The sequence below is a fragment of the Pseudomonas sp. B329 genome, assembly GCF_023127835.1.
GTDB lineage: Bacteria > Pseudomonadota > Gammaproteobacteria > Pseudomonadales > Pseudomonadaceae > Aquipseudomonas > Aquipseudomonas synxantha_A.
Map to the genome: position 1 here is coordinate 22,237 of NZ_SPKP01000004.1, position 25,633 is coordinate 47,869.

At 61.4% G+C, this 25,633-nt stretch carries 24 protein-coding genes; 14 read left to right on the plus strand and 10 right to left on the minus strand.

Annotation, left to right across the window (positions count from 1 at the left end):
- On the minus strand, window positions 1–1,278 hold the full coding sequence (locus E4P00_RS02355) for an acetyl-CoA C-acetyltransferase (RefSeq protein ID WP_248130599.1): 1,278 nt from the start codon (window positions 1,276–1,278) through the stop codon (window positions 1–3).
- Window positions 1,279–1,383: 105 nt separating this feature from the next.
- Here E4P00_RS02355 and E4P00_RS02360 point away from each other — a divergent pair, with 105 nt between their 5' ends.
- The 4 genes from E4P00_RS02360 to E4P00_RS02375 all read left to right on the plus strand — a co-directional run bounded on the left by E4P00_RS02360 (window position 1,384) and on the right by E4P00_RS02375 (window position 7,559).
- Window positions 1,384–2,736 (plus strand): 3-oxoacyl-ACP reductase, encoded by a 1,353-nt coding sequence (locus tag E4P00_RS02360; RefSeq protein ID WP_032878079.1) that lies wholly within the window; start codon window positions 1,384–1,386, stop codon window positions 2,734–2,736.
- A gap of 2 nt (window positions 2,737–2,738) precedes the next feature.
- A complete protein-coding gene (locus tag E4P00_RS02365; RefSeq protein ID WP_078820200.1) occupies window positions 2,739–3,587 on the plus strand; it encodes a MaoC/PaaZ C-terminal domain-containing protein in 849 nt (282 codons plus the stop codon).
- Window positions 3,588–3,887: 300 nt separating this feature from the next.
- Window positions 3,888–5,690, plus strand: coding sequence for a collagen-like triple helix repeat-containing protein (locus tag E4P00_RS02370; protein ID WP_248130600.1), 1,803 nt, complete (start codon window positions 3,888–3,890; stop codon window positions 5,688–5,690).
- Between the two features lie 186 nt (window positions 5,691–5,876).
- Window positions 5,877–7,559 (plus strand): POTRA domain-containing protein, encoded by a 1,683-nt coding sequence (locus tag E4P00_RS02375; RefSeq protein ID WP_122732315.1) that lies wholly within the window; start codon window positions 5,877–5,879, stop codon window positions 7,557–7,559.
- Window positions 7,560–8,123: 564 nt separating this feature from the next.
- Here the strand turns inward: E4P00_RS02375 and E4P00_RS02380 are convergent.
- Both E4P00_RS02380 and E4P00_RS02385 read right to left on the minus strand, forming a co-directional pair.
- Window positions 8,124–8,525: a response regulator gene (locus tag E4P00_RS02380; RefSeq protein ID WP_032878083.1), complete on the minus strand. Its 402-nt coding sequence runs from the start codon at window positions 8,523–8,525 to the stop codon at window positions 8,124–8,126.
- Window positions 8,526–8,578: 53 nt separating this feature from the next.
- Window positions 8,579–8,776, minus strand: a complete 198-nt coding sequence (locus E4P00_RS02385; RefSeq protein WP_032878084.1) for a Flp family type IVb pilin — start codon at window positions 8,774–8,776, stop codon at window positions 8,579–8,581.
- A gap of 335 nt (window positions 8,777–9,111) precedes the next feature.
- Between E4P00_RS02385 and cpaB the strand changes: the two genes are divergently transcribed.
- Genes cpaB through E4P00_RS02425 form a run of 8 tightly spaced genes read left to right on the plus strand, consistent with a single transcriptional unit; the run spans window position 9,112 to window position 16,537 of the window.
- Window positions 9,112–10,056 carry a Flp pilus assembly protein CpaB gene (cpaB, locus tag E4P00_RS02390; RefSeq protein ID WP_078820197.1) on the plus strand — a complete coding sequence of 315 codons (945 nt, stop codon included), beginning with the start codon at window positions 9,112–9,114 and terminating at the stop codon, window positions 10,054–10,056.
- Between the two features lie 19 nt (window positions 10,057–10,075).
- Entirely contained in the window at window positions 10,076–11,281 is a 1,206-nt protein-coding gene (locus E4P00_RS02395) for a type II and III secretion system protein family protein (protein WP_057702678.1), read from the plus strand.
- The gene (locus tag E4P00_RS02400; RefSeq protein ID WP_032878087.1) at window positions 11,278–12,471 is read left to right on the plus strand and encodes a pilus assembly protein; all 1,194 of its coding nucleotides are present in this window, start codon (window positions 11,278–11,280) and stop codon (window positions 12,469–12,471) included. Before E4P00_RS02395 ends, E4P00_RS02400 begins: the two co-directional genes overlap by 4 nt.
- On the plus strand, window positions 12,468–13,739 hold the full coding sequence (locus E4P00_RS02405; protein ID WP_032878088.1) for a CpaF family protein: 1,272 nt from the start codon (window positions 12,468–12,470) through the stop codon (window positions 13,737–13,739). Before E4P00_RS02400 ends, E4P00_RS02405 begins: the two co-directional genes overlap by 4 nt.
- An 8-nt stretch (window positions 13,740–13,747) precedes the next feature.
- On the plus strand, window positions 13,748–14,629 hold the full coding sequence (locus tag E4P00_RS02410) for a type II secretion system F family protein (RefSeq protein WP_216090688.1): 882 nt from the start codon (window positions 13,748–13,750) through the stop codon (window positions 14,627–14,629).
- A 1-nt stretch (window position 14,630) separates the two neighbouring features.
- Window positions 14,631–15,518 (plus strand): type II secretion system F family protein, encoded by an 888-nt coding sequence (locus E4P00_RS02415; protein ID WP_005784440.1) that lies wholly within the window; start codon window positions 14,631–14,633, stop codon window positions 15,516–15,518.
- Window positions 15,519–15,528: 10 nt separating this feature from the next.
- Window positions 15,529–16,254 carry a tetratricopeptide repeat protein gene (locus E4P00_RS02420; protein ID WP_078820194.1) on the plus strand — a complete coding sequence of 242 codons (726 nt, stop codon included), beginning with the start codon at window positions 15,529–15,531 and terminating at the stop codon, window positions 16,252–16,254.
- A 10-nt stretch (window positions 16,255–16,264) separates the two neighbouring features.
- Window positions 16,265–16,537 carry a DUF3613 domain-containing protein gene (locus tag E4P00_RS02425; RefSeq protein WP_032878092.1) on the plus strand — a complete coding sequence of 91 codons (273 nt, stop codon included), beginning with the start codon at window positions 16,265–16,267 and terminating at the stop codon, window positions 16,535–16,537.
- Window positions 16,538–16,612: 75 nt separating this feature from the next.
- Here the strand turns inward: E4P00_RS02425 and E4P00_RS02430 are convergent, their stop codons facing one another.
- Together E4P00_RS02430 and E4P00_RS02435 are read right to left on the minus strand one after the other, a co-directional pair.
- Window positions 16,613–17,398 carry a response regulator transcription factor gene (locus E4P00_RS02430; RefSeq protein WP_032878093.1) on the minus strand — a complete coding sequence of 262 codons (786 nt, stop codon included), beginning with the start codon at window positions 17,396–17,398 and terminating at the stop codon, window positions 16,613–16,615.
- Window positions 17,399–17,521: 123 nt separating this feature from the next.
- Window positions 17,522–17,971: a prepilin peptidase gene (locus tag E4P00_RS02435; RefSeq protein ID WP_078820193.1), complete on the minus strand. Its 450-nt coding sequence runs from the start codon at window positions 17,969–17,971 to the stop codon at window positions 17,522–17,524.
- 71 nt (window positions 17,972–18,042) lie between these two features.
- On the opposite strand from E4P00_RS02435, the gene E4P00_RS02440 reads away from it, so the two are divergent.
- A complete protein-coding gene (locus E4P00_RS02440) occupies window positions 18,043–18,480 on the plus strand; it encodes a TadE family protein (protein ID WP_032878095.1) in 438 nt (145 codons plus the stop codon).
- The gene (locus tag E4P00_RS02445; protein WP_248130601.1) at window positions 18,477–21,230 is read left to right on the plus strand and encodes a PAS domain-containing sensor histidine kinase; all 2,754 of its coding nucleotides are present in this window, start codon (window positions 18,477–18,479) and stop codon (window positions 21,228–21,230) included. Before E4P00_RS02440 ends, E4P00_RS02445 begins: the two co-directional genes overlap by 4 nt.
- On the opposite strand, the gene E4P00_RS02450 is transcribed toward E4P00_RS02445, so the two are convergent.
- From E4P00_RS02450 to E4P00_RS02470, 5 genes are all read right to left on the minus strand, one after another.
- Window positions 21,215–23,158, minus strand: a complete 1,944-nt coding sequence (locus E4P00_RS02450; protein ID WP_248130602.1) for a pilus assembly protein TadG-related protein — start codon at window positions 23,156–23,158, stop codon at window positions 21,215–21,217. The genes E4P00_RS02445 and E4P00_RS02450 overlap by 16 nt on opposite strands.
- A 138-nt stretch (window positions 23,159–23,296) precedes the next feature.
- Window positions 23,297–23,854, minus strand: coding sequence for a DUF4136 domain-containing protein (locus E4P00_RS02455; RefSeq protein ID WP_032878099.1), 558 nt, complete (start codon window positions 23,852–23,854; stop codon window positions 23,297–23,299).
- Between the two features lie 44 nt (window positions 23,855–23,898).
- Window positions 23,899–24,501 carry a DUF4136 domain-containing protein gene (locus E4P00_RS02460; RefSeq protein WP_032878100.1) on the minus strand — a complete coding sequence of 201 codons (603 nt, stop codon included), beginning with the start codon at window positions 24,499–24,501 and terminating at the stop codon, window positions 23,899–23,901.
- A gap of 24 nt (window positions 24,502–24,525) precedes the next feature.
- A complete protein-coding gene (locus E4P00_RS02465; RefSeq protein WP_078820191.1) occupies window positions 24,526–25,275 on the minus strand; it encodes a methyltransferase domain-containing protein in 750 nt (249 codons plus the stop codon).
- Window positions 25,268–25,576 carry a MazG-like family protein gene (locus tag E4P00_RS02470; protein WP_078820190.1) on the minus strand — a complete coding sequence of 103 codons (309 nt, stop codon included), beginning with the start codon at window positions 25,574–25,576 and terminating at the stop codon, window positions 25,268–25,270. Before E4P00_RS02470 ends, E4P00_RS02465 begins: the two co-directional genes overlap by 8 nt.
- Window positions 25,577–25,633: the final 57 nt, after the last annotated feature.

The window sequence follows — 25,633 nt, forward strand, 5'->3', positions numbered from 1 at the left end:
TCAGCGTTCGATAATCGCTGTCACCCCTTGGCCGCCAGCAGCACAGATCGAAATCAACCCCCGCCCTTTGCCCGCCGCATCCAGCAACTTGGCGAGGTTGGCAACGATGCGCCCGCCGGTAGCGGCAAATGGATGGCCTGCCGCCAAAGAACTGCCCTTGACGTTGAGCCGGCTGCGATCGATAGCCCCCAACGGAGCATCCAGGCCCAGGCGCGTCTTGCAGTAATCGGCGTCTTCCCACGCCTTGAGCGTGCACAACACCTGGGCAGCAAAGGCTTCGTGGATCTCGTAGTAATCAAAATCCTGCAAGGTCAGGCCATTGCGGGCCAGCAAGCGCGGCACCGCATACACCGGCGCCATCAACAGGCCCTCGGCACCGTTGACGAAATCCACCGCCGCCGCTTCGCCATCACGCAGGTACGCAAGGATCGGCAGCCCCCGCTCCTTGGCCCACGCTTCACTGCCGAGCAGCACCAGGGAGGCACCATCGGTCAGCGGCGTAGAGTTGCCGGCGGTCAGCGTGCCCTTTTCGCTACGCTCGAAGGCCGGCTTGAGGGCGGCGAGTTTTTCCAGGGTCAGGTCCGGGCGCAGGTTGTTGTCACGGGTGAGGCCGAGAAACGGCGTGAGCAAATCGTTGTGCCAGCCTTCGGCGTAAGACGCGGCCATCTTTTGATGACTCTCCAGCGCCAGCTGGTCTTGGTCGACACGCGGGATCTGCCAGGTCTGAGCCATCAGTTCGCAGTGTTGGCCCATGGACAGCCCAGTGCGCGGTTCGCCATTGCGCGGCAGTTCCGGCTTGAGGTGCTGGGGACGAAGTTGTAACAGAATTTTTAATTTGTCTGCCATGGATTTGCTGCGGTTGGCTTTGAGTAGCAGCTTGCGTAGCCCTTCATTCACGCCAATCGGTGCATCGGACGTGGTGTCCACCCCGCCGGCAATGCCGCATTCGATCTGGCCCAGCGCGATTTTGTTAGCCACCAGCAACGCCGCTTCCAGACCGGTGCCACAGGCTTGCTGGATGTCGTACGCGGGGGTCTGCGGCGACAACCGCGAGCCGAGCACGCATTCGCGCGTCAGGTTGAAATCGCGGGAATGCTTGAGCACCGCGCCGGCGGCCACCTCGCCCATGCGCAGGCCATGCAGGTTGTAGCGCTCGATCAGGCCCTCCAGGGCGGCCGCGAGCATCGCCTGGTTACTCGCCGTGGCGTAAGGGCCATTGGAACGGGCGAAAGGAATGCGGTTACCGCCAATGATCGCCACTCGGCGCAATTGAGTCATGAAAAGCTCCCTCTGTCGGTTATGGGCTTGATCACTGAGCCTAGTCGAACGACTGCTACCCTGGGATGGTCAACCCTTTGAACCCCAGCCTTCGGAGAGCGTTCCATGTCTGACCGTTATATCGACTTCGCCAACTCAAGCCTCGGCCATCGCCTGGTCGCCGCCATTGGCCTGCCGTCACCGGTACGCCTGGAACGCTGGCAAGCCGGACGCCTGCGCCCGGTCGAAGGCGCACTGTTGCTGGGCGGCGGCGCATTGACGAGCAAGGTGCTGGCGTTTGCCAATCGGCTCACCGACGCCATCTACAGCTACGGCGCAGAAGCCTCGACGGCATCCGTGTGGATTCCCGGGCACGGCCCCAAGCTCAAGGCGGTGGTGTTCGACGCCAGTGACTTGAAGCACACCGACCAACTCAAGCAACTGCGTGAGTTCTTCCAGCCATTGCTGAAAAACCTAGACCATAGCGCGCACCTGGTGATCCTCGGCCGTGCGCCGGAAAGCCTCAGCGACCCGTTTGCCGCCAGCGCCCAGCGCGCCCTGGAAGGCTTCAGCCGCTCGCTGGCCAAGGAACTGCGCAGCGGTGGCGTGTTGCAGTTGCTGTATGTGGGTGACGGGGCCGAGGACCAATTAGAGGGCGCGCTGCGGTTTTTCCTCTCGCCCAAAAGCGCTTACATTTCTGGCCAAGTCATTCGCCTGTCAGCCTGCGACACCCCGGTCGAAGACTGGACGCGCCCGCTGGCGGGGCGCAAGGCGCTGGTCACTGGCGCCGCCCGGGGCATCGGTGCGTCCATCGCCGAAACCCTGGCCCGCGACGGTGCCGAGGTGATTTTGCTCGATGTGCCCCAGGCCAAGGCCGACCTCGAAGCCCTGGCCGCACGCCTGAATGCGCGTACGGTGGTGCTGGATATCTGCGCCGAAGACGCCGCCAGCCAGTTGGTCGAACACTTGCCCGACGGGCTCGATATCCTGGTGCACAACGCCGGCATCACCCGTGACAAAACCCTGGCCAACATGACGCCCGAATACTGGGACGCAGTGCTGGCGGTGAATCTCAATGCTCCGCAAGTGCTGACCAAGGCCCTGCTGGACAGCGGCACTCTGCACGACAACGCACGGGTCGTGCTGCTGGCCTCCATCAGTGGCATCGCCGGCAATCGTGGGCAAACCAACTATGCCGCGAGCAAGGCCGGTTTGATCGGCCTGGCCCAGGCATGGGCGCCCCTTTTGAAGCAACGCGGGATCAGCATCAACGCCGTGGCGCCGGGCTTTATCGAAACCCAGATGACCGCACACATCCCGTTTGCCCTGCGTGAGGCCGGGCGACGCATGAGTTCGCTTGGCCAGGGTGGCATGCCACAGGACGTGGCCGAAGCCGTGGCCTGGCTCGGCCAGCCGGGCTCCGGTGCCGTCAGCGGCCAGGCGCTGCGTGTGTGTGGGCAAAGTCTTCTGGGAGCATAAGCATGCAATGGCAAACCTTGGACAGCACACCGTCGCTACTCCCGCTGTACTGGCGTGCGGCACTCAAGCGCAAGATCACCGGCAGCACGTTGCCCGAACGCGGCTGGCGCTGTCGGGTCAGCGTCGATCCCAAGGCCGTCGCGGCGTACCGCAAGGTCTGCGGGTTCACCGACAGCCCGATGCTGCCAGCGACTTACCCGCACATCCTGGCGTTCGGTCTGCAACTGCAACTGCTGACCGACAAGGCGTTTCCGTTTCCGCTGTTGGGGCTGGTCCACCTGAGCAATCGCATCCGCATTCACCGGCCTCTGGGCGGCGTGGGAGAGCTGAGCATCGGTGTGTACGCGCACAACCTACAGCCCCACGCCAAGGGCGCGACCTTTGACATTGCGACCGTGGTCGAAGATGCCCTTGGACTGCTATGGGAAGCCGAAAGTCAGATGCTCTGTCGTGGCGTAAAGCTTGAAGGCGAATCGCTGAATAACAGCGTGCACGTCCCAGGGCCGCTCAACGAACTGACCCGCTGGAAAGCGCCCACCGATATCGGTCGCCGCTATGCCCGCGTGTCCGGCGATTACAACCCCATCCATCTCAGTGCGCCTACGGCCAAGCTGTTCGGTTTTCCCCAAGCCATCGCCCATGGGCTGTGGAACAAGGCCCGCACGCTCGCGGCGCTGGGAGAACACCTGCCGGCCGCCAATATTGAAATCAATGTCGAGTTCAGGAAACCCGTGCGCCTGCCCGGTGAAGTGATATTGATGAGCAGCGCAGCCGGTTCCAGTGGCGAGTTGGAACTTAAAGGGCCGGGCGGCATTGAGCATATGTTCGGAAAGTGGCAGCCGATCGCCTGAAAAAACCGATTAATTGTATATATACACCCAAAGTTATAGCGGACCTTACGAGGTCCGCTTATTTATTCAACCTTTTGATTTACATCACCTAAATTTCAGTAAGCATCCTTGCCATACACCCTTTGTATTAGTCGCTAAGTTGACCGATGCCTAGGGTATATAAATTGTTAATACCAAGTTGAGCGTTGTGCGAAAGAGTGCCATGGCCTGAGATAGAACCACGGACAAATCTATTGCTGCCCCAAGAAGTAGCGAAGGTTTGAAACAACCCAGGTTGTACCAGGTGCAAGGAACTCAATCATGAAAACTCAAGTCGTGTTGTGGAAAGCAAGTACCGCGTTGGCCCTGATTCTGGCAATGAGCCTCGGCGGCTGCAGCAGTGGTGGCGGCGGGCATAAATCCAGCGTGGCGGCGTCATCGCCGGATGCTGGCGCAGGTGCGGGCACAGGTGACGGCGGCACGGGTGGCGGCACTGGCGGGACTGGTGGTGGCACTGGCGGCACTGACGGTGGGACTGGCGGAACCGGCGGAACTGACGGTGGCACTGGTGGAACCGGCGGCGGCACGGGCGGCACTGACGGTGGCACTGGTGGCACGGGCGGCGGAACGGGCGGCACTGACGGTGGCACTGGTGGGACCGGCGGTGGCACTGGCGGCACAGGTGGCGGCACTGGCGGGACGGGCGGTGGTACTGGCGGCACAGGCGGCGGTACTGGTGGGACCGGCGGTGGTACTGGCGGCACAGGTGGCGGCACCGGCGGGACGGGTGGTGGCACTGGCGGCGGAACAGGTTCGACAACCACCCCACTGATCACTGGCCAGATCGCCGGCACCCTCGGCACCACCGTAGGCAATGTAGGCACAGCGGTGGGTGATCTCGGCGGCACCCTGACCGCGGTTCCGATCGTAGGCACAACAGCAGGCGGGCTGGTCACCTCGGTCGGCACGGCTGTCAACACCATCGGCACCGGAGTCACAACAGGCTTGGGTTCCCTGGGGACCAGCAGCAACTCGCTGGGCATTACGGTCGCAGGTGTCGGCGGCGGCGTTGCTGACTTGGGCAGCGGCCTTTCGACCACCGGCCAATCACTGTCGACCACCCTCGGCGGTGTACCCGTCGTCGGCGGCCTGACAGGTGGCGTAGGCACTGCAGTCGGCGGCGTAGTGGATAAAGTCGGCACTACGGTAACCATGCTCGGCGATACCCTCAGTACCGCCAGCACCACCGGCCCATTGGGCTCGTTGACCAACACCCTCGGCGGCAAAGTAGTGGTGCCTGTGGTATCGCTGGTGGAAAACACCACCGGCAACCTCGGTACGGCAACCGGCCTGGGCACTCCAGTCAATGGCCTGCTGGATAAAGTCGGCTCGACGGTCACCAGCCTGGGGACTCAAGTCGCCAGTACTGGCGGTACCGGCAACCCTGTCACTACCGTGGTCGGCAGCGTGCTGACTGGCGTTGGCGGCACGCTCGACAAGTCTGGCGGCTATGTCGCCCCAACCGGTGGCACCGCAGCTCCCGGCATTCCAGAACTGGTCGGCGGCCTGGTCAGCAACGTCGGTACCGGCCTGAATGTCGGCAACACCAACGGCACGGTCAGTGCAGCGGGTGTAACCGGTGGCGCGCTGGGCAACACCATCGCTTCGGTAGGGACTGTGCTGGGTGGTACAGGTGTCGCCAACACAGGCGCCACGGCACCAGTCGCGGCAGTGGCAACCAATGTCGGCGCCGCGCTTAACCCGGTCACATCCGGCGTCACCGCGCTGACGCAAAACATTGGTACTACCACTGGCGTTGGCGCTCCGGTCAACGGGCTGGTGACGCAAGTGGGAGGGGCAGTCAGCAGCGTAGGCACCAACCTGACTGCCGCCAATGCAAACCCGATCACCAACGCAGTGGGCACCACCGTAACGGCTGTCGGCAACACTGTAGGTTCGGTGGGTGGCTTGGTCACCGGCGGCACTACCGGCACCAGCGGTGGCCTGCTCGGTGGCTTGAACATCGGCGCCACCACCACGACCACAGGCACTGCCACAACCACCGGCGGCACTACAGCCACTGGCGGTTTGGGCGGTTTGTTGAACGGCCTGACCGGCAAATAGAAATGCACCTGGCCGATTAGACGGCCTCCCCTACAGCGCCTACGCTTGGTTGAGACGAGAGACCCTAAATAAGTCTCTCGTCTTTTTTATGGGCGACGCCTTGTGTGATGAGCCGCCACCCTCCCGAACCGAGTCCCAGAACCCGGCGGGCCCGAAGCGCTGCTGCAGTTGACCATGGAGTGTCCTATGCGCGTATTAACGCCGTTGTTAATGCTAACCCTCAGCGCTTACGCCCAGGCCGAGCCCCTTCCCAGCTTTTTGAACAGCAATGACACCGTGCGCACCTTGCCGGTACCCAACCTGCCCGCCGATGCCTATCGACCGGCCACGCCACAAACCCAAGTGCCTGAAGCACCGCCGACTGCCGGCCAGCCCCTGTTGATGGACACCAAGGTCACCATTCGCAAGCTGCAGATCGAAGGCGGCACCATTTACCCGCTGACCGAGACGGCCCAAGTCTACGCACCGCTGATTGGCCGCGAGACCAACCTCGCGCAATTGATCGAAGCAACCCGTGGCATCACCCGCCGCTACCAGGAGGACGGCTACCTGTTGTCCTACGCGTTCCTGCCACAGCAGAATTTCGAAAACGGCCTGGTCCGCGTTGTTTTGGTGGAGGGTTACATCAAGGACTACCAGCAAACCGGTGACATCGGCTCGGTGTCGGCCTACGTCGACAAACTGGCGAAAAAACTGTTGGCCGAACGCCCGCTGACGCGCAAGACCTTCGAGCGCTACACCACGCTGATGAGCCGCATTCCCGGCCTGACCGTACAAGCCCAGGTGCCACCGCCCGGCACCACTGATGGCGCCACGCACATGCAGATCCAGGCCAGCCGCAAACCTTTCACCACCAGCATGAGCCTGGTGCAGAAAAGCCGTGGCGGTACGCAAGCCTTGCTCAGCGCCACCAGCAATTCGCAAACGTTCATGGGCGAACAACTGACCGTCAGCGGCCTGTTCCCGCCCGGCGAGGACAAAGAGCATTACTACCGTGTGGACTACAACCAGTTCATCAATGCCGAAGGCACCCAACTGGCACTCGCTGCCGAACGTTACCGCGCCGACCCCAACAGCAGCGTGCAACTGGACGGCGGCTTCGAGCTCAAGCCGCACCAGTCGATCGATCGCTATTCCATTGGCCTGAGCCACCCGTTTATCGCCTCTCCCACCGAGTCATTGAGCCTGGGCACACGCCTGTACGTGGTGGACCAGACCACCCGTTACAAGCTGGTGGGCTACCCGCTGAGTTTCGACATCGAATCCAACCTGCGCGCCCTCGCCTTCGAGGGTGATTGGCGCAAGGCCGACGCACGCCGGTTACGCATCATCAGCGGCGGCCTGTACCAAGGCATCGACGGTTTGGGCGCCAAGGCGCGCAGTGACCTGGACGTGGCAAAACCCGACCTCGATTTCTTCCGCCTGCGCCTCTCCGGCGTGCAAAGCGACAAGTTCTTCGACAACTGGCAAGGCGTGCTCTCAGGTGCGTTGTACTGGAGCAACAACACGCTGCCTGACAGCGAACGTGCCACCTTCGGCGGGCAAAATTTCGGGCGTGGCTATCCTGATGATCAAGGCTCGGGCGACAAGGGCTGGGGGGTGGCGTACGAGGTCAACTACAGCTTCAACCGTGCTGGCAACTGGGTGAAGGTTTTGCAACCCTACGTGGTGCTCGACCGCGCCAAGACCTGGTTCAACGACCTGCCGGTCAAGGCCAGCGACATGTCTTCGGCGGCAGTGGGGTTACGCTTTGGCGATAACAAGTACTACAACATCGCCCTGGAGGCGGCCAAGCCGATGTCGGATATCGCCCTGGACAGTTTTAACCGCAGGCCACGGTATACGCTGAGTTTCAGTTATCAGCTTTGAGGAGCTTGATGCCTTGATCATTTGTTGGATCAGACTCGGTGAACATGTGGGAGGGGGGGCTTGCTCCCGATGGCGGCCTTGTAGCCGACGGGGGTCTTGGATCAGACCGAGTACATATCCATTTCTGCGGTAACGGCCACTATTGGTTCCGCTTTTACAGCGGGTCCCTTTTGGAAAAGAGCCCCAAAAGTAACCAAAAGGGCTCTTGCCCCACCACTCGGCACCTCGCTTAGGCTCGGTGTGCCCGTAATCCGCCATGGATTTGGGGGGCCGCCGCCACGCGCCATCCATGGCGCGGGGCGGCTAAAACCGGCATCCCTGCCGGTTTACCCCCCCAATCCCTGTCGAATTCCGGCCAGCGTGGTTTGACGGGGCGCCTGAGATCAAAAGCAGATCAAGATCAAGAGCGGCTCGCTTCGCATCGTGGTTACGGTTGGCTGCGGCTACACAAGCTGTGTCCATACCCATGCTTATCGGGGGCAAGCCCCCCTCCCACATTTTGACCGAGGTGTATTAGTTCAATACATGTCAGTTGTCAGGCAGCACTCGCATTTGATCCATCGATCAATGAGGCTTCGAGGGGGGAAACAAGTTATCCAGCGTATCAATCAACCGCACCAGATAGATCGGCTTGCGAAACAGATCCAGCACCTGCAAGCGCAGCATATCGCTGACATCATCCATCTCGGCATGACCGGACATCACGATCACAGGCAAATGCGAGCGAGAGGTATGTTCGCGCAGGCGCTTGATCAAGGAGATACCACTTTCCTCGGGCATACGCAGGTCGGTGATAACCAGGGCGATATCGGGATTAAGTGTCAGTTCTTGCAGGGCAAAAGTAACGGACGTGGCGGTAAAGCAGACGAATCCCTCGTTTTCTAGGGATTCGGCCAACTCGATCAGCGCATCCTCCTCGTCGTCCACCAATAGGATTTTTTGGCGGGATGACGAGGGGTTGCTCATGGGCAGTACCTGATAAAAAGAATCACCGGAACGAAAACGTACAGCAGTTACGGTTAAGGCGCAGCTGGCAGCGCATCAGACACTTGCTTAAAGATGCCTTTTATCTTATCGCCAAGCCCAGTACCAATGCCGACGATAACCAACGCCACTATCGCCACAATAATCACATATTCAATAGCCGACGCCCCCTCTCTGCGACGCAGAAATAACTGGGCATGAATGTACAACTTCAAGAACAGGTCAAGGATCATAGGAAGATCTCCTTCATGCGCCACAAAGCGCCGTTACAGCTGGCCCGCACGATGATTGCCGTGTGCCACTAGAGCATTGTCAAGAAATTTAACACTCACAACTGTAAGAACGCATTAATCACAAAGTATTAGTCGCCGTAGACACGCCGCACATCCTGTATTTACAGCCCCCCCCTTGAACCTCAGATAATTTTTTCGTTCGGTAATGGCATTTTGTCCTAGCTGAGCTACCTTCAAATAGCCAAATCGTTAGTTGTTCATCACAGCCAAGTTGCGAATTTAACTCGTTTGAAGTAACGGGAAAAAAGCCATGCAACAGGATAGGGAGAGCCGTCATGAACAGTCGCATCAGCATGGTCCTGGCTGGCTTGCTGCTTGTTGGGGCTTTGATTGCAGGGTATTGGGGCCTGGTGCTTAGCCGTTCTCCAGTGCCAGTGGCGGCCCCATCACCAGAACCTGTCATTTCCGTTGAAAAAACCGTCGCCGTCGTCGAGGACCAGACCCGCCAGCCGGTGGTGGTGCTGGTACACGCGGTGCCGCCTTTCGTCGCTCTCACTGCCGCCGATGTGGCGGTGGAAAAACTGCGCACCGTCCCGGCCGGGAGCCTCACTAGTCTCGACCAGGCCATCGGCCGCGCGCCTTTGCGTGCCCTGGGTGCCGGCACCTGGCTGAACGAAGAAAGCTTCACCGCCGGCGGCCCCCTGGCCCGCATGATCCGGGCGAATGAACGTGCCCTGGCCGTGGCTGTCGATGAAGTTATCGGGGCCGGTGGCCAGTTGAGCCCCGGCGATTACGTCGATGTGTTGCTGTTCCTGCGCCAGGACAATGCCAATGCCGAGCAGTCGGCACAGGTGGTTATTCCGGCGATTCGCTTGCTCAGCGTCGGCGATCAACTGGGCCTGGCCAACGACGGTCAACCCGCAGTGCCGCCACCGGCCACGGCCGAAGAGCGCGCCCAGGCAGCGCAGCGCCGTACCGCCGCGCGCAGTGTTGTGTTGGCAGTGCCCGAAGCGCTGCTGAGCCGGCTGATGCTCGCCTCCCAGGCAGGCACCTTGCGCCTGGCCGTGCGCAGCGCCGACGAGCAACTGCTCAGCCGTTACTGGGCCGGCGAAAGCGACACCCCGGACAAGGTACAAAGCGCCAACCGCGACCTCTACCAATTCACTCAATTAGCCCTCAGCGGACCGCCGAAGAAAATCGCCCCCACGGTTGCCGACACTGGCCAGCGTCGCGGCATCGAAGTGATTCGCGGCGCAGCATCAGCACCCCAAACCCCCTGATTGAACAAGGATGCCTTGAATGAGCCAACGCTACGCTCAATTGGCCTTGGCCTTGATGCTGCCGTGCTTGCCCGTGGGCATGGCGATGGCAGCACCGGGTAACTGCAACGCCCTGGGCCAACTGCCCGCTGTGGTTGAAGTGGGCGAGGGTTTGCAAACCGAACTGCACTCTCCGGTGGCGATCACGCGCCTGGCCATTGGTGACCCGAAAATTGCCGACGTGCGCGTCAATGGCGAGCGCAATTTTCTGCTGACCGGCGTCGGCACGGGCGCCACCAGCCTGATGGTGTGGACGAGCTGTTCGACCACACCGCGCCAGAGCATGGTGTTCGTCAAGGGCAAGGCCACTTCGGCGCTGACCAGCCAATCCCTGTCGCCCTCCGAAGACCCGACCCTGCCCAGCCAGGTGCAGACCGACATTCGCTTCGTCGAAGTCAGCCGCACCAAGCTCAAGGAAGCCAGCACCAAGATCCTCGGCATGGGCAAAAACTTCTTTCTCGGCAGCCCTGACCTGCTGTCTCCAGCCGAGAGCGTGTTCAAATTGCCGGTGAGCGCTGACAGCTTCAACATCGGTTTTGGCGGTGGGCGGGTCAAGGCATTGATCAACGCGCTGGAAAGCAGCGGCTTTGCCTACACCCTGGCGCGCCCGAGCCTGGTGGCCATGAGCGGCCAGAGCGCGACCTTCCTGGCCGGTGGCGAAGTGCCGATCCCGGTGCCCAGCGCCGGCAGCGATACCATCACCATCGAGTACAAGGAGTTCGGCATTCGCCTGACCCTCACGCCCACGGTCATCGACCACAACCGCATCGCCCTGAAAGTCGCGCCTGAAGTGAGCGAGCTGGATTACAACAATGCGATCCGCATCGAAGGCATTCAGGTGCCGGCCCTGACCGTGCGACGTACCGACACCAGCGTGTCGTTGGCCGACGGCGAAAGCTTCGTGATCAGCGGCCTGATCAGCAGCACCAACCGCTCCACCATCGCCAAGCTTCCGGGCCTGGGCGATATCCCGATCCTTGGCGCGTTTTTCCGTGACTCCAATATCCAGAGCGAAGAGAAAGAGCTGCTGATGATTGTCACCCCGCACCTGGTTCGACCCTTGGCGGCCAATGCGCAATTGCCGTCCTTGCCCGGCGAAAAACTGCGCAACTATGACCCGAACTGGTTCCGCCTGTTCTTCCTGGAAAACGGCAACTTCGACCGTCGCAGTGGACTTTCCCAATGAGCGATAGCCTGAGCCAGACCTTCCTGGCAATCACCCGCAACAGCACCGACCTGGAATGGCTCCAGGGTGCGCTGGCACCGCTGGGTCAAGTGATCAGCGTGGGCGGCGGCAGCCTCGACGAACTGCTGGCGCTGGTGGACGTGACCTTCGCCAACCTGGTGTTCGTGGGCCTGGACCGCGAGCACCTGGTGGCCCAAAGCGCCTTGATCGAAGGCGCACTGGAAGCCAAACCGATGCTGGCGGTGGTCGCGCTCGGCGATGGCATGGATAACCAATTGGTACTCAACGCCATGCGCGCCGGCGCCAGGGACTTTGTCGCCTATGGCTCGCGCTCCAGTGAAGTCGCCGGGCTGGTGCGGCGCCTGAGCAAACGCCTGCCGCCCACCGCGCCCAATGCCCACCTTGGCGGCCTGACCGTGCTCTACGGCGCCCAGGGCAATACCGATGGCGCCCTGCTCGCCAGCCACCTGGCGATGGTGGTGCAAAAGAGCGGCCAACAAACCCTGCTGCTCGACCTCGGCCTGCCCAAGGGCGACAGCCTCGCGCTGCTGGGCCTGGAGAGCACCTTCAATTTCGGCGACGCCTTGCGCCACCTGCGCCGCCTCGACACCACACTGATCAACAGCGCGTTCACCAGCACCGACACGGGCTTGCGCATCCTCGCCTACGCCGGCAACGAAGAGCCCCTGGAAGTGACCAGCGCCGCCGAGCTGTACATGCTGCTCAGCGCCCTGCGCCAGCACTTCCAGCACATCGTGGTGAACCTCACCGGCCAGGCTGACAGCGAAGCGTTGCGCACCTTTGTCAGCCACTGCGACAAGCTGCTGTGGTGCACCGACCAGGGCGTACTGGACTGTCGCCGCAACCTCGCGGTGCTGAACCTGTGGCGCGAAAAAGGCATGAAACTCGACCATGCCAAGCTGCTTGTCGACCGCTATATCAAAGGCTGCGCGCCCGACACCGAAGCCCTGGAAAAAAGCTTCGGCCTTGAGTGCATCGCCGTATTGCCGCTGAGCCCCGAAGTGCGCCTGAACGCCAAGAACCAGGGGCAAAGCCTGTTCACTTTGGCGCCACGCGAAGCCTTGACCCAAGCCCTGCGTCAGCTGGGTGAGCGCCTGGCGAAACGCTCCGAGGGCATTGCAAAACCCTCGACGCGCTGGTTCGAGCGCCTGTTGGGGCCAGGTCGATGAACGGCGAAAAACTCTTCGGCGCCCCAACTCGCGGCGCCGCCGCGCACAACGATCACGACGGCCTGAAACTGGTGCTGCATCGCTACATCATCGACGCCATCGAGGAGTCCGGACAGAATTTGCTGGAAGGCTCGCGCCAATCCCTGGCGCAATTTGTCATCGACAAAGTCGCCGAATACATCACGCGCATGCACCTGGCGATCTCGCGCTATGAGATGGAGCGCCTGGCCGAAGAAATCGTCGATGAGCTGACTGGCTTCGGCCCACTGGAAGTGCTGCTGCGCGATGTGTCGGTGACCGAGATCCTGGTCAACGGCCCGCACCGGGTGTTTATCGAGCGCGACGGTGTGCTGTACCAGAGCGACCTGCGCTTTATCGATGCGCACCATGTGGAGCGCGTCATGCAGCGCATCCTTGCGCCACTGGGGCGGCGCCTGGATGAATCCTCGCCAATGGTCGATGCGCGCCTGCCTGACGGTAGCCGGGTCAACGCGATCATCCCGCCGATTGCCCTGGATGGGCCCTGCCTGTCGATCCGAAAGTTTCGCAAGGACATGCTCAAGAGCAGCGACCTGGTGGCGATGCAAACCATAGACCACAGCATCTTCGAGTTCTTCCAGGAGGCGGTGGGCAAGCGCTGCAATATCCTTATCAGTGGCGGCACCGGTACCGGCAAGACCACGCTGCTCAATATCCTCAGCCAATTGATCAACCCCCATGAGCGCCTGGTCACCATTGAAGATGTGGCCGAACTGCAACTGGGCCACCCCCATGTGGTGCGCCTGGAAACCCGCCCGCCCAATGCCGAAGGGCATGGCGAGGTCAAAGCCAGCGACCTGATCCGCAACGCCCTGCGGATGCGCCCCGACCGCATCATTCTTGGCGAAATTCGCGGCGTGGAAGTACTCGACGTGATGACTGCCATGAACACCGGCCACGATGGTTCCATGAGCACCGTGCACGCCAACAATGCCCAGGACGCGCTGCTGCGCCTGGAAACCCTGGTGGGTCTGACCGGTCGCGTGGTGGCGGAAAAAACCCTGCGGCAAATGATCTGTGCGGCACTCGATGTGGTGATCCAGCTGACACGCCTGCCCGATGGGCGCCGGTGCGTCAGCGAGGTGGTGGAAGTGGTGGGCGTGCGCGATGACGTGTATGTCACCAATACCCTGTTTCGCCTGGACCGCCGTACCGGTTTTGGCTTCCTGCGCGAAGCGCTCAACCCGGCCGGTGACAAGCTGCGGCGTGAATCGGCATTGCCGTTGTAGAGGGCACCATGACCGGACTTATCTTGCTGCTCATCTGCATCCTGCTGATCAGCCTGTCGGTGTGGCTGTTCCAGCGCGGGCTGCGCCAGGCCGGCACCGACCGCGTGCTGGAGCGTCTCGCCGACGGCCAGCCGTTGCCCCAGGAACCGAACGGCAGCTGGATTGCGCTGGAGCGCATGTTCCAGCGTGCCGGCCTGGGCAAACCCACCGATCGCCTCGGGTTGTGGCTCAGTTGCTGGGCCGTGGGCATGTTGCTGGGCTACCTGCTGGCCGACTGGCTGGGTTTGCTCACCCTGTTGATAGCGCCGCCGCTGCTGCTGCGCTTGTACATTGCCTGGCGCTACCAGCGACGCGTGCAGCGCATGATCGAACAATTGCCGCAACTGCTGGACCACAGCGTGCGCAGCCTCAAGTCGGGCCGTACCCTCGCCGATGCCGTACTGGGTGCTATCGACAGCACCGAGGCGCCACTCAAGCAGGCCATGAGCCGCATCCAGCGCAACGTGCAGATGGGCGTAAGCCTGCCGGAATCTGTCAGCGACTTTGCCGAGTTCTATGAACGCGATGAGTTTCGCCTGTTTGCCCTGGGCTTGAAGGTCAACCACCGCTACGGCGGCAACGCCAGTGAATTGCTGGAGAACCTGATCAAGATGATTCGCGAGCGTGAGCAGGGCGCACGCCAACTCAAGGCCATGACCGGTGAAACACGCATGACCGCTTATGTGTTGGCGGGCTTGCCCATCGTCATGGTGGGCTACTTCCTGATGGTCAACCCGGGTTATCTGATGAGCATGTGGAATGACGGTACCGGGCGCTATTTGTTGCTGGCCGCGGTGGCGCTCGACATCACGGGCACCTTCGTCATGTGGCGCATGTTGCGGAGTATTTGAAATGGCGATTCTGATCAGCATCCTGCTGTTGCTCGCCGCCGTCGCCTTGATAGCCGGCAACCTGCTGGAGCAACGGCGGCGCCAGCGCATGGTCAGCCAGCGCCTGCAAGGCCACCTGACCCGCGAAGACAAACTCGGCAGCCTGATGCGCCAACTGGGCGCCAGCCAGGTGGCCCAGCGCTCGGTCAGCCTGGACAACGAAACACAGACCCTGCTCAACCGTGTGGGCTGGCGCAAGGCCAACCAACGCTCGATGTTTGCCGCCTGCCAGGTCGGCGTACCGATCGTGCTGCTGGGCCTGACCCTACTGGGCCAGCAACTGCTGTTCCCCCATGCCGGCTCGCCGTGGATCGCGCCGGCGGTGGCCCTGGGGATTGGTTACCTGCTGCCCAAGCGCGTCCTGGCCCTCAGCGCCAAATATCGCCAGGAACGCATTGCTCGGGAAATCTCCACGTTCATTCCACTGCTGCGCATCCTGTTCGAATCCGGCATGGCGGTTGAGCAATCACTGCGAGTGTTGAGTACCGAAGCCCAGCGCCTGCTCCCTGACTTGACCCATGAACTGCGCCTGATCCTGGCGCGAGTCGACTCGGGCCTGGAGCTGTCCGAGGAGCTGGGCAAGACCGCACGCCTGCTGGCGGTGGACGAGTTCACCGACACCTGCATCATTCTTCAGCAACTGATTCAGCAGGGCGGCGGCGCGATGAAGTCGCTGCTGGCGCTCAAGCAATTGCTCGATGACCGCCGCCTGACCCGCCTGCAGGAATACATCTCGAAAATGTCGGCGAAGATGTCGGTGGTGATGATGGTGTTCCTGTTTCCAGCCTTGCTGATTGTGCTCGGGGGCCCGGCCATGATCGCCATCTCCCGCGCCCTGAATAACTTCTGAGGAGTCTGTTATGAAGCCACTGATTGTCGCCATAAGCGTGCTGATGCTGGGTGGCTGCGCCAGTAATGGCCAGGCTCCGTGGGCCGGCTTGCTGGCGCCCGGCAGTTGCCCCAAACCCAGCTCGGACCAGGAGCTGTCCTTGAACCTGGCCGACGACATGGCCAACGAAGGCAAGCTGCACGCCAGCCTGGCCAACCTGCAAAACCTGCCCGCTACCTTGCCTCAGGTGCGCCAGCGCCAGGCCCGCGCCTATCGCCTGCTGGGCCGCACCGAGGCCGAGCCGTTGTACCGCAGTTTGCTCGGCACCTGCCTGGCCGCCGATGGCGAGCACGGCCTGGGGCAACTGGCATCGGCCAAGGGCGACAATGGCCAGGCCATGGCCCATCTGCAACGTGCGGCACGCCTGGCGCCCACCGACGAAAAAATCCGCAATGACTTGGGCGTGGTGTACCTCGATCAACTGCGCCTTGAAGACGCACGCTTTGAATTCATGACCGCCATCGAACTCAAGCAGAGCGATCAATTGGCGGCGGTGAACCTGGTGACCTTGCTGATTTACCAGGACAACTGGGAGCAGGCCGCAAAAGTGGTCGGCCAACTCGGGCTGAGCCCCGAGCAAGTGACGCAGGCCCAGGCACGCGCGCAACGCATCAAGGGTGCGGCTGCGGCAACGGTCCGTCCATCCAAAGACCAGGTAGCGGCCGTCAGCGACACGCTGCCGGCGTCTGTGAAATAGGGAGCCGATGATGAAACTCCATTACCTCGCCAGCCTCGCATTGCTGGCCCTGCCCTACGCAGCATCGGCCATCGAGGCTGGACCGTCTTCGCCGCAGCAGGCGGAAACAGAAAACTGGATGGCCCTGCAACTCAGCGGGCGCGCAGCCTCGGCCAACCCGCAAAAGACCACGCCGGCGGAACGCGAGCAGGCGCTGAAGCGCTGGCTGGACAGCAACAAGCATCCGATCCCGGAGTTCTTTGATCAGAAGGTGGGCGGGTCTGCGCAGAGCGGGAATAAATAGGGTGACTGTGGGAGGGGGCAAGCCCCCTCCCACATTGAATCTCTACCTGCTTTTGCTCTGCCGTTGACTGGGCTTTCAGTGCGCCGTCACCCGCTGGCCCATCGCCGAGTTGCTCGGTGACAACGCCAGCGCCAACTGTGTGCGATTGTGCATATGGGTCAGGCGCAGCACCTGGGAAACATACAGCTTGACCGTGTTCTCGGTGATCCCCAGTTCACAGGCAATCTGGTAGTTGGTCTGCCCCTTGCCGACCAGGCGCGCCACGTCCAACTGGCGCGGAGACAACTGATTGAAGATCGCAGGGATTTCCACTGGCCCGGCTTCGTCAGCCATCGCCTCGCCGTCGCTGGCCTTGGGCGCCGGGTTGCGCCGCACCTTGTCCAGGTCCATATACAAGTCATTGATGGATTCGGACAGGTACTGCAACTTCTGGTTAAGCGTACCCAGTTGCAGGTCCTTTTGCCGCTCCTCCAATGCCGCTTCCTGGCGCTTGAGGCCTTCGAGCAGTTCATCCAGATTGATCGGTTTCTGGTAGTAATCGGCGATCCCTGCACGCAGGGCCTTGATCACATCCTGCTTGTCGGCGCGCCCGGTGAGCATGATCGCTTCAAATGCACGATGCTTGCCGGCGACGCGTTGCAACGCCTGAACCAGTTCGATGCCATCCATGTCCGGCATATGCAGATCGCACAGCACCAGGCCGATCAGAGGGTCTTCGCTGAAACGCTCTATAGCTTGTTTGCTGGACTCGCACGGGACACAACGGTACCCGCTGCTTTCAAGAAATTCACAGAGCTCCTCTACGATTAACGGTTGGTCGTCGACTACGAGCACTTTTACTGCAGATGTAAGCTTGTTCACGCGCTACTCCATGCCTGGCAAGCCAAAAGATGACCTATCCTTTCTGACGAAAAATCCCACAACCACTCATTAAACGTAGACGTACTTTCTGACTATGTACATAGCATTAATCCACCTGAATGACTAATGGATCCAAAGCCAGCAGCCCACGTAACCTGTCAAAACAAAGGGTGCAAAAGGCTGTTTTGTTGACACTTGCGCCTCTCCCTCGACCTGGCTTGAGCTAAGCCCTTGATGCATAAGTGCCCAAGCCACCATGGCGATGCCCGCGCCAATCAGAGACCCCAGCAGATACTCGGTATTGGAGGCCAGGCCCAGGGCTGCCAACAACTTCACATCCCCGGCGCCGAAGCGGCCCAACGCATAACCCGGCAGGGTCAGGGCGAGCGCCAGCACCAGGGCCAGGCCGCCATCGCTGCGTGGAGCACCGAGCCACGTCGAGCCGGTCCACAGCAGGTAGATCAACGCCAGTAATCCGACGCCCAAGGTCAGCGTATTAGCAATTTGCCGCTCACGCATATCCTGTAAAGCGCACAGCCCCAACCACAGCAATATCACTACATTCTGGATCACGTAAAAAACATCCCTTTTTGCCGAATGATTCTATGCTGATATCAGGTACTCGCCTCAGGGTAGACGCAGTCATGAAATCAGGCCTCCCGAGAAAGCAAAAAGGTGCGGCGGCGATCGAGTTTGCCTTGGTCTTCGTAATCTTCTTTGCGGTGTTCTACGGCCTCCTCAGCTACAGCTTGCCGCTGCTGCTGATGCAGTCGTTCCACCAGGCGGCGGCAGAAGGCGTGCGCCGCAGTGTGTCACTGGACCCAGGCACCGCAGGCTATTCGGCTTTGGTTGTGCAGCGCGCCAAAGATGCAGCCCAGGCGCAGTTGAACTGGATCCCCGGCTCCTTGAATTTTTTGCCCGGCTACATCACCGCCACTTACACCAATAACTTGCTGACGGTGAAAATCACTTATCCATCAGCCAACATCAAAGCGGTATTGCCGGCCCTGGTATTGCCTGGCGTTGGCACCGTTCCGAACCTGCCCACCAACCTGACCGCTACCTCGAGCCTTCAGTTTTGACGACGGGGGATAAATTGTTCGCACGCCTGCGCGGGCGCAGCAGCGCCTTGGCCCTGGATGCCCCGGCAACGCCTGCGCCGGGCCTGCAGTTGCAACTGGACAACCTGGGCCAAGTGCTAAGCATTGCCGGTAGCCTGCGGCCTCTGCTCGACCAACACCTGGTCAACACGCCCAACCCGCCGTTGCGCACATTGCTGTGCCCAAGCAGCGCGCTGAGTGTCGAAGGTGCACCGCCGCAATGGCAACGACAGGGTCTGGACCTGGACTTTCAGGGTGCCGCCGGCGTGGTTCTGCACACCCGCGGCTGGCTTGAGCCAGAGGGCGACGGCTGGGCCCTGCGTCTGCTGGATGTCACCGACCTGCTGGCCGACCGGGCACGGATGCAACAGCGCGAACAGAACCATCAACTCGCTGGCCTGATGAGCGAACAACTGCGCGTGTGCAGCTTCAACCGCCTGCCACAGGTGTTCAACGAGCACCTGCGCAGCGTGGCCCAGCGCTGGCGCATACCTTGCGTAGCGATGGCGCTGCTCGACGAAGACGATCAGGGTTGGCGCATCTACAGCCAATACGCCGCCCATGATGCCCCGGCCCTGTGGCAAACCGGGCAACATCTTGGCACCAGCCTCGACAGCCTGAACGGCAACATGCCTCTGAACCTGGACATTGCTCTGGGCCGCAGCGAAAACCCGCGCCTGCACAGCATCTTCGGTAATGCCGGCGGATTGCTGGTGCCCTACCGCGACAGCCACGGCGTGGCGGCCTGGTTGTTGTGTGGCTGCTACGACGGCCAGGTGGATCACACCCGCGAACGTGACTGGCTCACCCTGTGCGCCGCCCTCGCCGCGCCACTGTTGAGCCGCCTGCGTGAACAGCGCCACCACCAACAACTGGAACGGGTGGAAGCCTTGCAAGGCCTGCTCGGCACCGGCTGGTGGGAACTGTTGCCCGCCACCCAAGAGATCCAGCTTGCGCCACAATTGCTGCGCAACCTGAGCCAAGAGGACGGCCCCACCCGCCAGGCCCTCGACACCTGGCTCGGATTGATCCACCCCGCCGACCGCCAAGCCCTCAATAGTCGCCTGCAAGATCTGCAAGCCCTGGGCAAGCCGTTGCTGACCAGCGTACGCCTGCAACGCACACAGGCCGAGCAGGCGCCGCTCTGGTATCGCATACAGGGGCAAGTGCTGGGCGTGGGCAGTGAGCGGCGCTGGATCGGTTTCATGCTCGACATCAGCGATATCAAGAACCAGCAACTGCAAGCCGCCGCCGCCCATGCGCGCCTGGACAACCTGATTGCCAGCTCACCGGCGGTGATCTATGTACAGCGCTACGTCAACGGCGCGCTGCACCCGGCGTTTTTCAGCGCCAGCCTGTTACCGCTGCTGGGCTGGACCTTGGCCGAGTGCAACCACGACACCCTGGCAACGCTGATCCACCCCGACGACCGCGAACTCTACTTTGAACGCACCCGCCAACTGCTGCGCGAAGGCACCGTGCGCAGCCGCTACCGGTTGCGCGATAAACAAGGCCATTACCACTGGCTGCTCGACGAAGCCAAGCTGTTGCGCGATGACCTCGGCCTGCCGGTGGAAGCCGTGGGCCTGTGGCTGGACGTGACCGAAGCGACCCTGGCGGCTGAGCAAGTGCGCCAGAGTGAGGAGCGCTACCGCATCCTGGTGGAAGACTCACCGGCAATGATCTGCCGCTACCGGCCCGACCTGATCCTGACCTTCGGCAACACGCCGCTGGCCAACTACCTGGAATGCCAGCCCGCCCAATTGCCGGGCATTGACCTAGGCCAATGGCTGTCGGATGAACAGCGCGCGTCCTTTGTGCAACGCATCGCGCGATTGACCCCCGAATTCCCGGTCAGCACCGCCGAGATCAGCCTGCAACTGCCCGGACGCGAACATGCCTGGTGGGTGTGGTCCGACCGTGGCGTGTTTGATCAGCAAGGCACCCTGGTGGAAGTGCAAGCCGTGGGCCGCGACAACACTGAAGTGCGCCGCTCACAACAACAACTGACCCAAAGCGCCAAAATGGCCACCCTCGGCGAAATGGCTACCGGCCTGGCCCATGAGATCAACCAGCCGCTGAACGTAATGCATATGGCCGTCGTCAACGTGCTCAAGCGCCTGGGCAATGGCGATGTGCAAATCGACTATCTCACCGAAAAACTCCAGCGCATCGACGCCCAGGTGCAACGCGCAGCCCGGGTGGTCGACCACATGCGCGTGTTCGGCCGTCGCTCGGAAATCGAGCAGCAACCGTTCGACCCGGCGCAAGCGCTGGAAGGCACCCTGGCGTTGCTCAGCGAAGGCTTGCGTGGCAAAGGTGTGGAAGTGCGCATCACACCTGCGGACTTTGCGGTGCAGGTCAAAGGCTACGTCGATCAGTTGGAACAGGTGCTGATCAACCTGATGGTCAACGCCCGCGACGCGCTGCTCAGCCAGCGCGAAAAGAATCCCGCACTGCGCCCCTGGATTGCCCTGTACAGCGAGCATGACCGCCACCATGTACGCATCTGGGTCGAAGACAACGCAGGCGGCATTGACCCGCGCTTGCTGGAACGGATTTTCGAGCCGTTCTTTACCACCAAGCCGATTGGCGTAGGCACCGGGCTGGGGCTCTCGGTGAGCTATGGGATTGTAGAAAACATGGGCGGGCGCCTGAGCGTCAGCAATGGCGAGGCGGGAGCGAAATTCTGCGTAGAACTGCCCATCGTCCAGGATCAGATCACCAGGTAAGCCCGGCCCATATGGCAGGTGAGGTTGGCGCCAACTTCGGCGTTGCCCAAGTTGATGCCCAAGGCACTGAGCAACGTGTTGACGATGGGATCAAGGATCGGCGACAGCACGTTCTGGATCAGCCCCACCACCGCCGTGGTGATTGTCGCCAGCAGCCCGGCGACGCCAGCCAGCGCACCGTTGGATACGCTGCCGCTGGGCGGTGCGTAAGTCACCTGCAAGCCATTTAAAGTCGACGCCAGGCTACCGACGATATTGGCTGTGCCCGGCGCGAACTTATAGGTCGGCGGCGCATTCATCTCGGCAACCGGCGAAAACACCATCGTGCTGGTTTGCGCGGCAATGGTGGAGTTGGCCTTCAACAGCAAACCGCCCCCCACATTGGGTGTACGGGTGGGGCTGCACAACAGCGTCAGGACAACACAGTAGCGCTCGCCAAAATCGATCAGCCTGACAGGCTGCACATTGACAGGTGCGGATGAAGAAAAAGCCGCTACCGGATCCACCGTACCAACCGCCAGGGTAGCCAGGGACGTAGTGGTTTTCACCGTCAAGGATTTGGAGGCCGGCGAGTCGCAATTGAAGTCCGTGACATAGGTTTGCGCGCTGCCGGCTTCAATGTAAATGGCCAGCGACGTCGTAACATCAACATCAGCCACATTGCAGGCCACCAGGCATAGCACCCCTCCCACCACTGCCGGCAGGTTGAGGTTCAACAAGCCCTTGACCACTTGAGACACCGGCGTACCCAGCCCCGTCAATATGGAAGCCACGCCGGACACGGCCTTGATAATCGGCGCCTGTACGGTCACCAATGTGCGCACTTGCGCAGTACGCACAAAAATCTGATCGGTCGGAGGGACATTCAATAAGCCCTTCTTCGCCAATGCCGGATTGCCAATGGCCGACAACTGCGGCGGCTCAATGACTTTGGTCTGGATCGAAACGTTGCCCACCAACGGAACATTCAGTTGAGCCGCCGCACTCACAGCATTCTTGCTACTGGACAATTGCGCCACTGCCTCCAGCAGCTGAAACAATTGCACATTGCTGTTCAGCGCCGCTGTCGGCGTGCCAGTGGCGATGTCGATCAGGTCCCCCACCGTCAACAGCTTGGAATTAGGCGCAATCGCATCAATAGAAATCACGTCGTTGATCACCGACGTGACCGCCGCGCCGTTTTTCTGCAAGACCTTGACGGCGGCATCGATCAACTGGGTAGCGGAGACGGCGGTGTTAAGTAATGCATCGTAGTCTCCAGCCTTTACCTGCAAGTCGATCGCTAACTGGTCCAGATAACTGAGCAGGTTGACGTTGGTCTGCAACAAGCCGTTCCAACCGGCTGCCGTGAGCGACAGGTTGCCCCCCAGCAGGTTGCCGATGACCAGGTTCAGTATTGGCGACTTGCTCGAATCGACACTGGCCAGGCTGCTGCGGATCGACAACTGCGCTACCGGAGGAGGCGTCGCCGCGACAGCGGTGGCGCTCAGGTTGATTTGCGCGGTGATCGGCGCGCCACTAAAGAGGTTCCACAGACCGTTGGCGATGCTGCTCATCACCGTGCGCGAAGCCACCACGCGGATCGCGTCGCTCTTGGTGGCATCGGCGGTAAACACCCGAGTGTTCAGGGCGTTGGTGGCCAGGGTCCCGCACGTTACGGCCAAGGTGCGGCCATTGCCGACCACAAAACCATTGCGCGCAGCGTTTTGCGTGGCGTAGGCGTTGGCCGTGGTGTTGGCGCCGCACTGACCACCGAGGCCGGCCGCTTCCAGCGCCGAAGTATCGGCGACGGACTGCAGCTTGCGCTTTTCCAGATACAGACGCCCGCTGTCGACCGCCAGCAACGTAAACACCAGGGCCAAGGCCAAGGTGCCTGCCGCCATCAAGCCTATTGCCCCACGCTGCCTGGAACCGAATCGGGGAGACATCGAAGCACTCCTGCGCTAACTCACCGGGGTTGCACTGGAGTGTAGACAAGGGACAGGCAGGTTGCTGGCAACTCGCCATATTGGCGACTGGCGGAGATGTTCTTGCCATTGGAAAATTTGTGGGAGGGGCGGTGTTGATTAGTGCGGTGGGTAGTTGGAAAGGATTTTGGTCACCGTACTGCGGATGGCCTTGCTGCGATCTTCCGGATTAGGCGTGCTGGCCATCATTTGCTCGTCGCTGCCGCGCCACACCAGTTTGCCGTCCTTGCCGTCGAGCAGGTCGATCTGGATGGTCGCCACTTTGTAGGTGATGTTGCGCGTTTCGTTGTACATCGGCGCGCCCCAGTAGCCATTCCATGGGCCGCCCCAGGCGCCGCCGTAGTTGGTGGTGACTTGTTGCTGGCGGTCTTCGACGATCAGGTACGCCTGTACATTCAGGTCGGCCTTGGTACCTGCCGCTGCGGGGCGCAGGCCGCGTTGATCGAGTTGCTCGCCCACGGCCTGGCGGATGCGCTGCTCGGTGAGGTCGCTCTTGATCCGCGGGTCATCGGGGCGGTACTGCAATGCCGGGTCTTTCCAGGCCCAATTGCGGTAGGCGCCAAAGTCGCGGCTGGCGTCGAAATCGTGGTTGACCTGGTTGCTCTGGCAACCGCCCAGCAACACAACAACAGCAAGTGCAGCGATGCGACCCAACATGATGTTCTCCAGAAAACGACATGAACCTGAAATGAGAATAGCTGCTAACTGGGCGGATAGGCAGCCATTGCCTTCTGCATCGCCTTGCGCAAGCTGTCGGCGCGCTCACTCAGGCTGCCCTGGCTGGTGGTTTCTGCGCTGGTGCTCCACACCGGTTGGCGGGTGCGGGCGTCGAACAGGCTGATGCGCGCCACCGCCACCGTCACTTCATAGGTGCGTACCACAGGCACTGTGTTGTACATGCCATAACCGTTGCCATAGCGGTTGTAGCCACTGTAGCCATACCCGTAATCGTCCTGGACCTGGCGCAGGCGCTTCTCCAGGCGCACATCGGCACTCACCAGCAGGTCGGGCACACGGTTGTCATGCAAGGGGCGCAGGCCGCGCTGGTCGAGGGCGCCGCTGACCGCCTCGGCAATCTGCGCCGAATCGGCCCAGGCCGTACCCGCCGGCAGTTGGCCGTTGAGCCAGCCCCAACTGCGATAGGCGCCATAGTCGCGTACTGGTGCCGGATAGGCGCTGGCATCAAAGGTCGTGGCCGCCTGCGCCGGAGCCGGTGGCATCGGCGCTGAAGCGGCGACGTAAGGGTTGGGGCTGGAGCACGCCCCCAGCCCCAGGGATAACAGGATTAAACCGAGACGACGCATTTCGACCTCCGCAGACTGGGCCGCTTAAACCGGACGGCAGATCCAGTGCAAATAACGCCCAAGCCCGGCAAAGCTTGGGTGACGACGATGAGCGAGCTCCATCTCCAACAAGTCCTGCAAATCGGCGCGGGCCTGGAATTCCATCGGCATGTAGTCGTGAAACACCCGCACCCCACTCTGGCTTTCGACCTGCCACAACCCTTCGAGTTGCGCCGCCAATTCCCGAGGGTCGAGCGGTTGCTGCGGCGTGAGGCTCTGCTTTTCACCGGCCATGTCGTTCTTGCGCATTTTGCGAAAGTGGCCTTTGAGCAGGTTGCGGTAAATCAACGCATCGCGGTTGTAGAAAGCCAGGGACAACCAGCCGCCGGGCAGCGTCAACTGATGCAGCACCGGCAGGATGGCATGGGGTTCGGCCAACCATTCCAACACCGCGTGGCACAGCACCAGATCGTAAGGCTCGGTGAGTTGGCCGAGCAAGTCTTGCCATGGCGCATGAATAAACGTCGCACTTTGGCCGGCGTCGGCAAAACGTTGGCGCGCACCGTCGAGCATCGGCTCAGCGGGTTCAGCCAAGGTCACCTGGTGGCCGCGCTCGGCCAGCCACAGCGACATATGCCCCAGGCCCGCGCCGATATCCAGCACGCGCAACGGACGATCAGGCAACGCTTCAAGCAAGTCAGCCTGAAGCACCGCCAGGCGAATCGCGCCCTTGGCGCCGCCATAGATTTTCTCGGCAAAACGCGTGGCCAACTGGTCGAAATGACGATCACTCATGGGCAAACCGCCGCTCGCTGTCGGCCAACTTGGCACGCACCACTTCATTCATGTCCAGGCCCAGCTCACTGCACAGCAACAGCAAGTACAGCACGATATCACCGACTTCCTGGCCCGCATGGGCGAGTTTATCGGCGGGAAGCTGGCGGGATTGGTCTTCAGTAAGCCATTGGAAGATTTCCACCAGTTCGGCCATTTCCACACTGGCGGCCATGGCCAGGTTTTTCGGGCTGTGGAACTGCTTCCAGTCGTTGGCATCGCGGATGCGGTGCAGGCGTTCGGTGAGGTGTTCGAGGTTCATTGGGGGGCTCCTGAATGGGTATAGCTTCAGGGGGATGGGGATTGAAGGCAAGTGAAT

Excerpts from the sequence above, each read along its gene's own strand:
- E4P00_RS02355 (WP_248130599.1), bottom strand. The coding sequence starts at position 1,278 with ATGACTCAATTGCGCCGAGTGGCGATCATTGGCGGTAACCGCATTCCT.
- E4P00_RS02360 (WP_032878079.1), top strand. The coding sequence starts at position 1,384 with ATGTCTGACCGTTATATCGACTTCGCCAACTCAAGCCTCGGCCATCGC.
- E4P00_RS02365 (WP_078820200.1), top strand. The coding sequence starts at position 2,739 with ATGCAATGGCAAACCTTGGACAGCACACCGTCGCTACTCCCGCTGTAC.
- E4P00_RS02370 (WP_248130600.1), top strand. The coding sequence starts at position 3,888 with ATGAAAACTCAAGTCGTGTTGTGGAAAGCAAGTACCGCGTTGGCCCTG.
- E4P00_RS02375 (WP_122732315.1), top strand. The coding sequence starts at position 5,877 with ATGCGCGTATTAACGCCGTTGTTAATGCTAACCCTCAGCGCTTACGCC.
- E4P00_RS02380 (WP_032878083.1), bottom strand. The coding sequence starts at position 8,525 with ATGAGCAACCCCTCGTCATCCCGCCAAAAAATCCTATTGGTGGACGAC.
- E4P00_RS02385 (WP_032878084.1), bottom strand. The coding sequence starts at position 8,776 with ATGATCCTTGACCTGTTCTTGAAGTTGTACATTCATGCCCAGTTATTT.
- cpaB (WP_078820197.1), top strand. The coding sequence starts at position 9,112 with ATGAACAGTCGCATCAGCATGGTCCTGGCTGGCTTGCTGCTTGTTGGG.
- E4P00_RS02395 (WP_057702678.1), top strand. The coding sequence starts at position 10,076 with ATGAGCCAACGCTACGCTCAATTGGCCTTGGCCTTGATGCTGCCGTGC.
- E4P00_RS02400 (WP_032878087.1), top strand. The coding sequence starts at position 11,278 with ATGAGCGATAGCCTGAGCCAGACCTTCCTGGCAATCACCCGCAACAGC.
- E4P00_RS02405 (WP_032878088.1), top strand. The coding sequence starts at position 12,468 with ATGAACGGCGAAAAACTCTTCGGCGCCCCAACTCGCGGCGCCGCCGCG.
- E4P00_RS02410 (WP_216090688.1), top strand. The coding sequence starts at position 13,748 with ATGACCGGACTTATCTTGCTGCTCATCTGCATCCTGCTGATCAGCCTG.
- E4P00_RS02415 (WP_005784440.1), top strand. The coding sequence starts at position 14,631 with ATGGCGATTCTGATCAGCATCCTGCTGTTGCTCGCCGCCGTCGCCTTG.
- E4P00_RS02420 (WP_078820194.1), top strand. The coding sequence starts at position 15,529 with ATGAAGCCACTGATTGTCGCCATAAGCGTGCTGATGCTGGGTGGCTGC.
- E4P00_RS02425 (WP_032878092.1), top strand. The coding sequence starts at position 16,265 with ATGAAACTCCATTACCTCGCCAGCCTCGCATTGCTGGCCCTGCCCTAC.
- E4P00_RS02440 (WP_032878095.1), top strand. The coding sequence starts at position 18,043 with ATGAAATCAGGCCTCCCGAGAAAGCAAAAAGGTGCGGCGGCGATCGAG.
- E4P00_RS02450 (WP_248130602.1), bottom strand. The coding sequence starts at position 23,158 with ATGTCTCCCCGATTCGGTTCCAGGCAGCGTGGGGCAATAGGCTTGATG.
- E4P00_RS02455 (WP_032878099.1), bottom strand. The coding sequence starts at position 23,854 with ATGTTGGGTCGCATCGCTGCACTTGCTGTTGTTGTGTTGCTGGGCGGT.
- E4P00_RS02460 (WP_032878100.1), bottom strand. The coding sequence starts at position 24,501 with ATGCGTCGTCTCGGTTTAATCCTGTTATCCCTGGGGCTGGGGGCGTGC.
- E4P00_RS02465 (WP_078820191.1), bottom strand. The coding sequence starts at position 25,275 with ATGAGTGATCGTCATTTCGACCAGTTGGCCACGCGTTTTGCCGAGAAA.
- E4P00_RS02470 (WP_078820190.1), bottom strand. The coding sequence starts at position 25,576 with ATGAACCTCGAACACCTCACCGAACGCCTGCACCGCATCCGCGATGCC.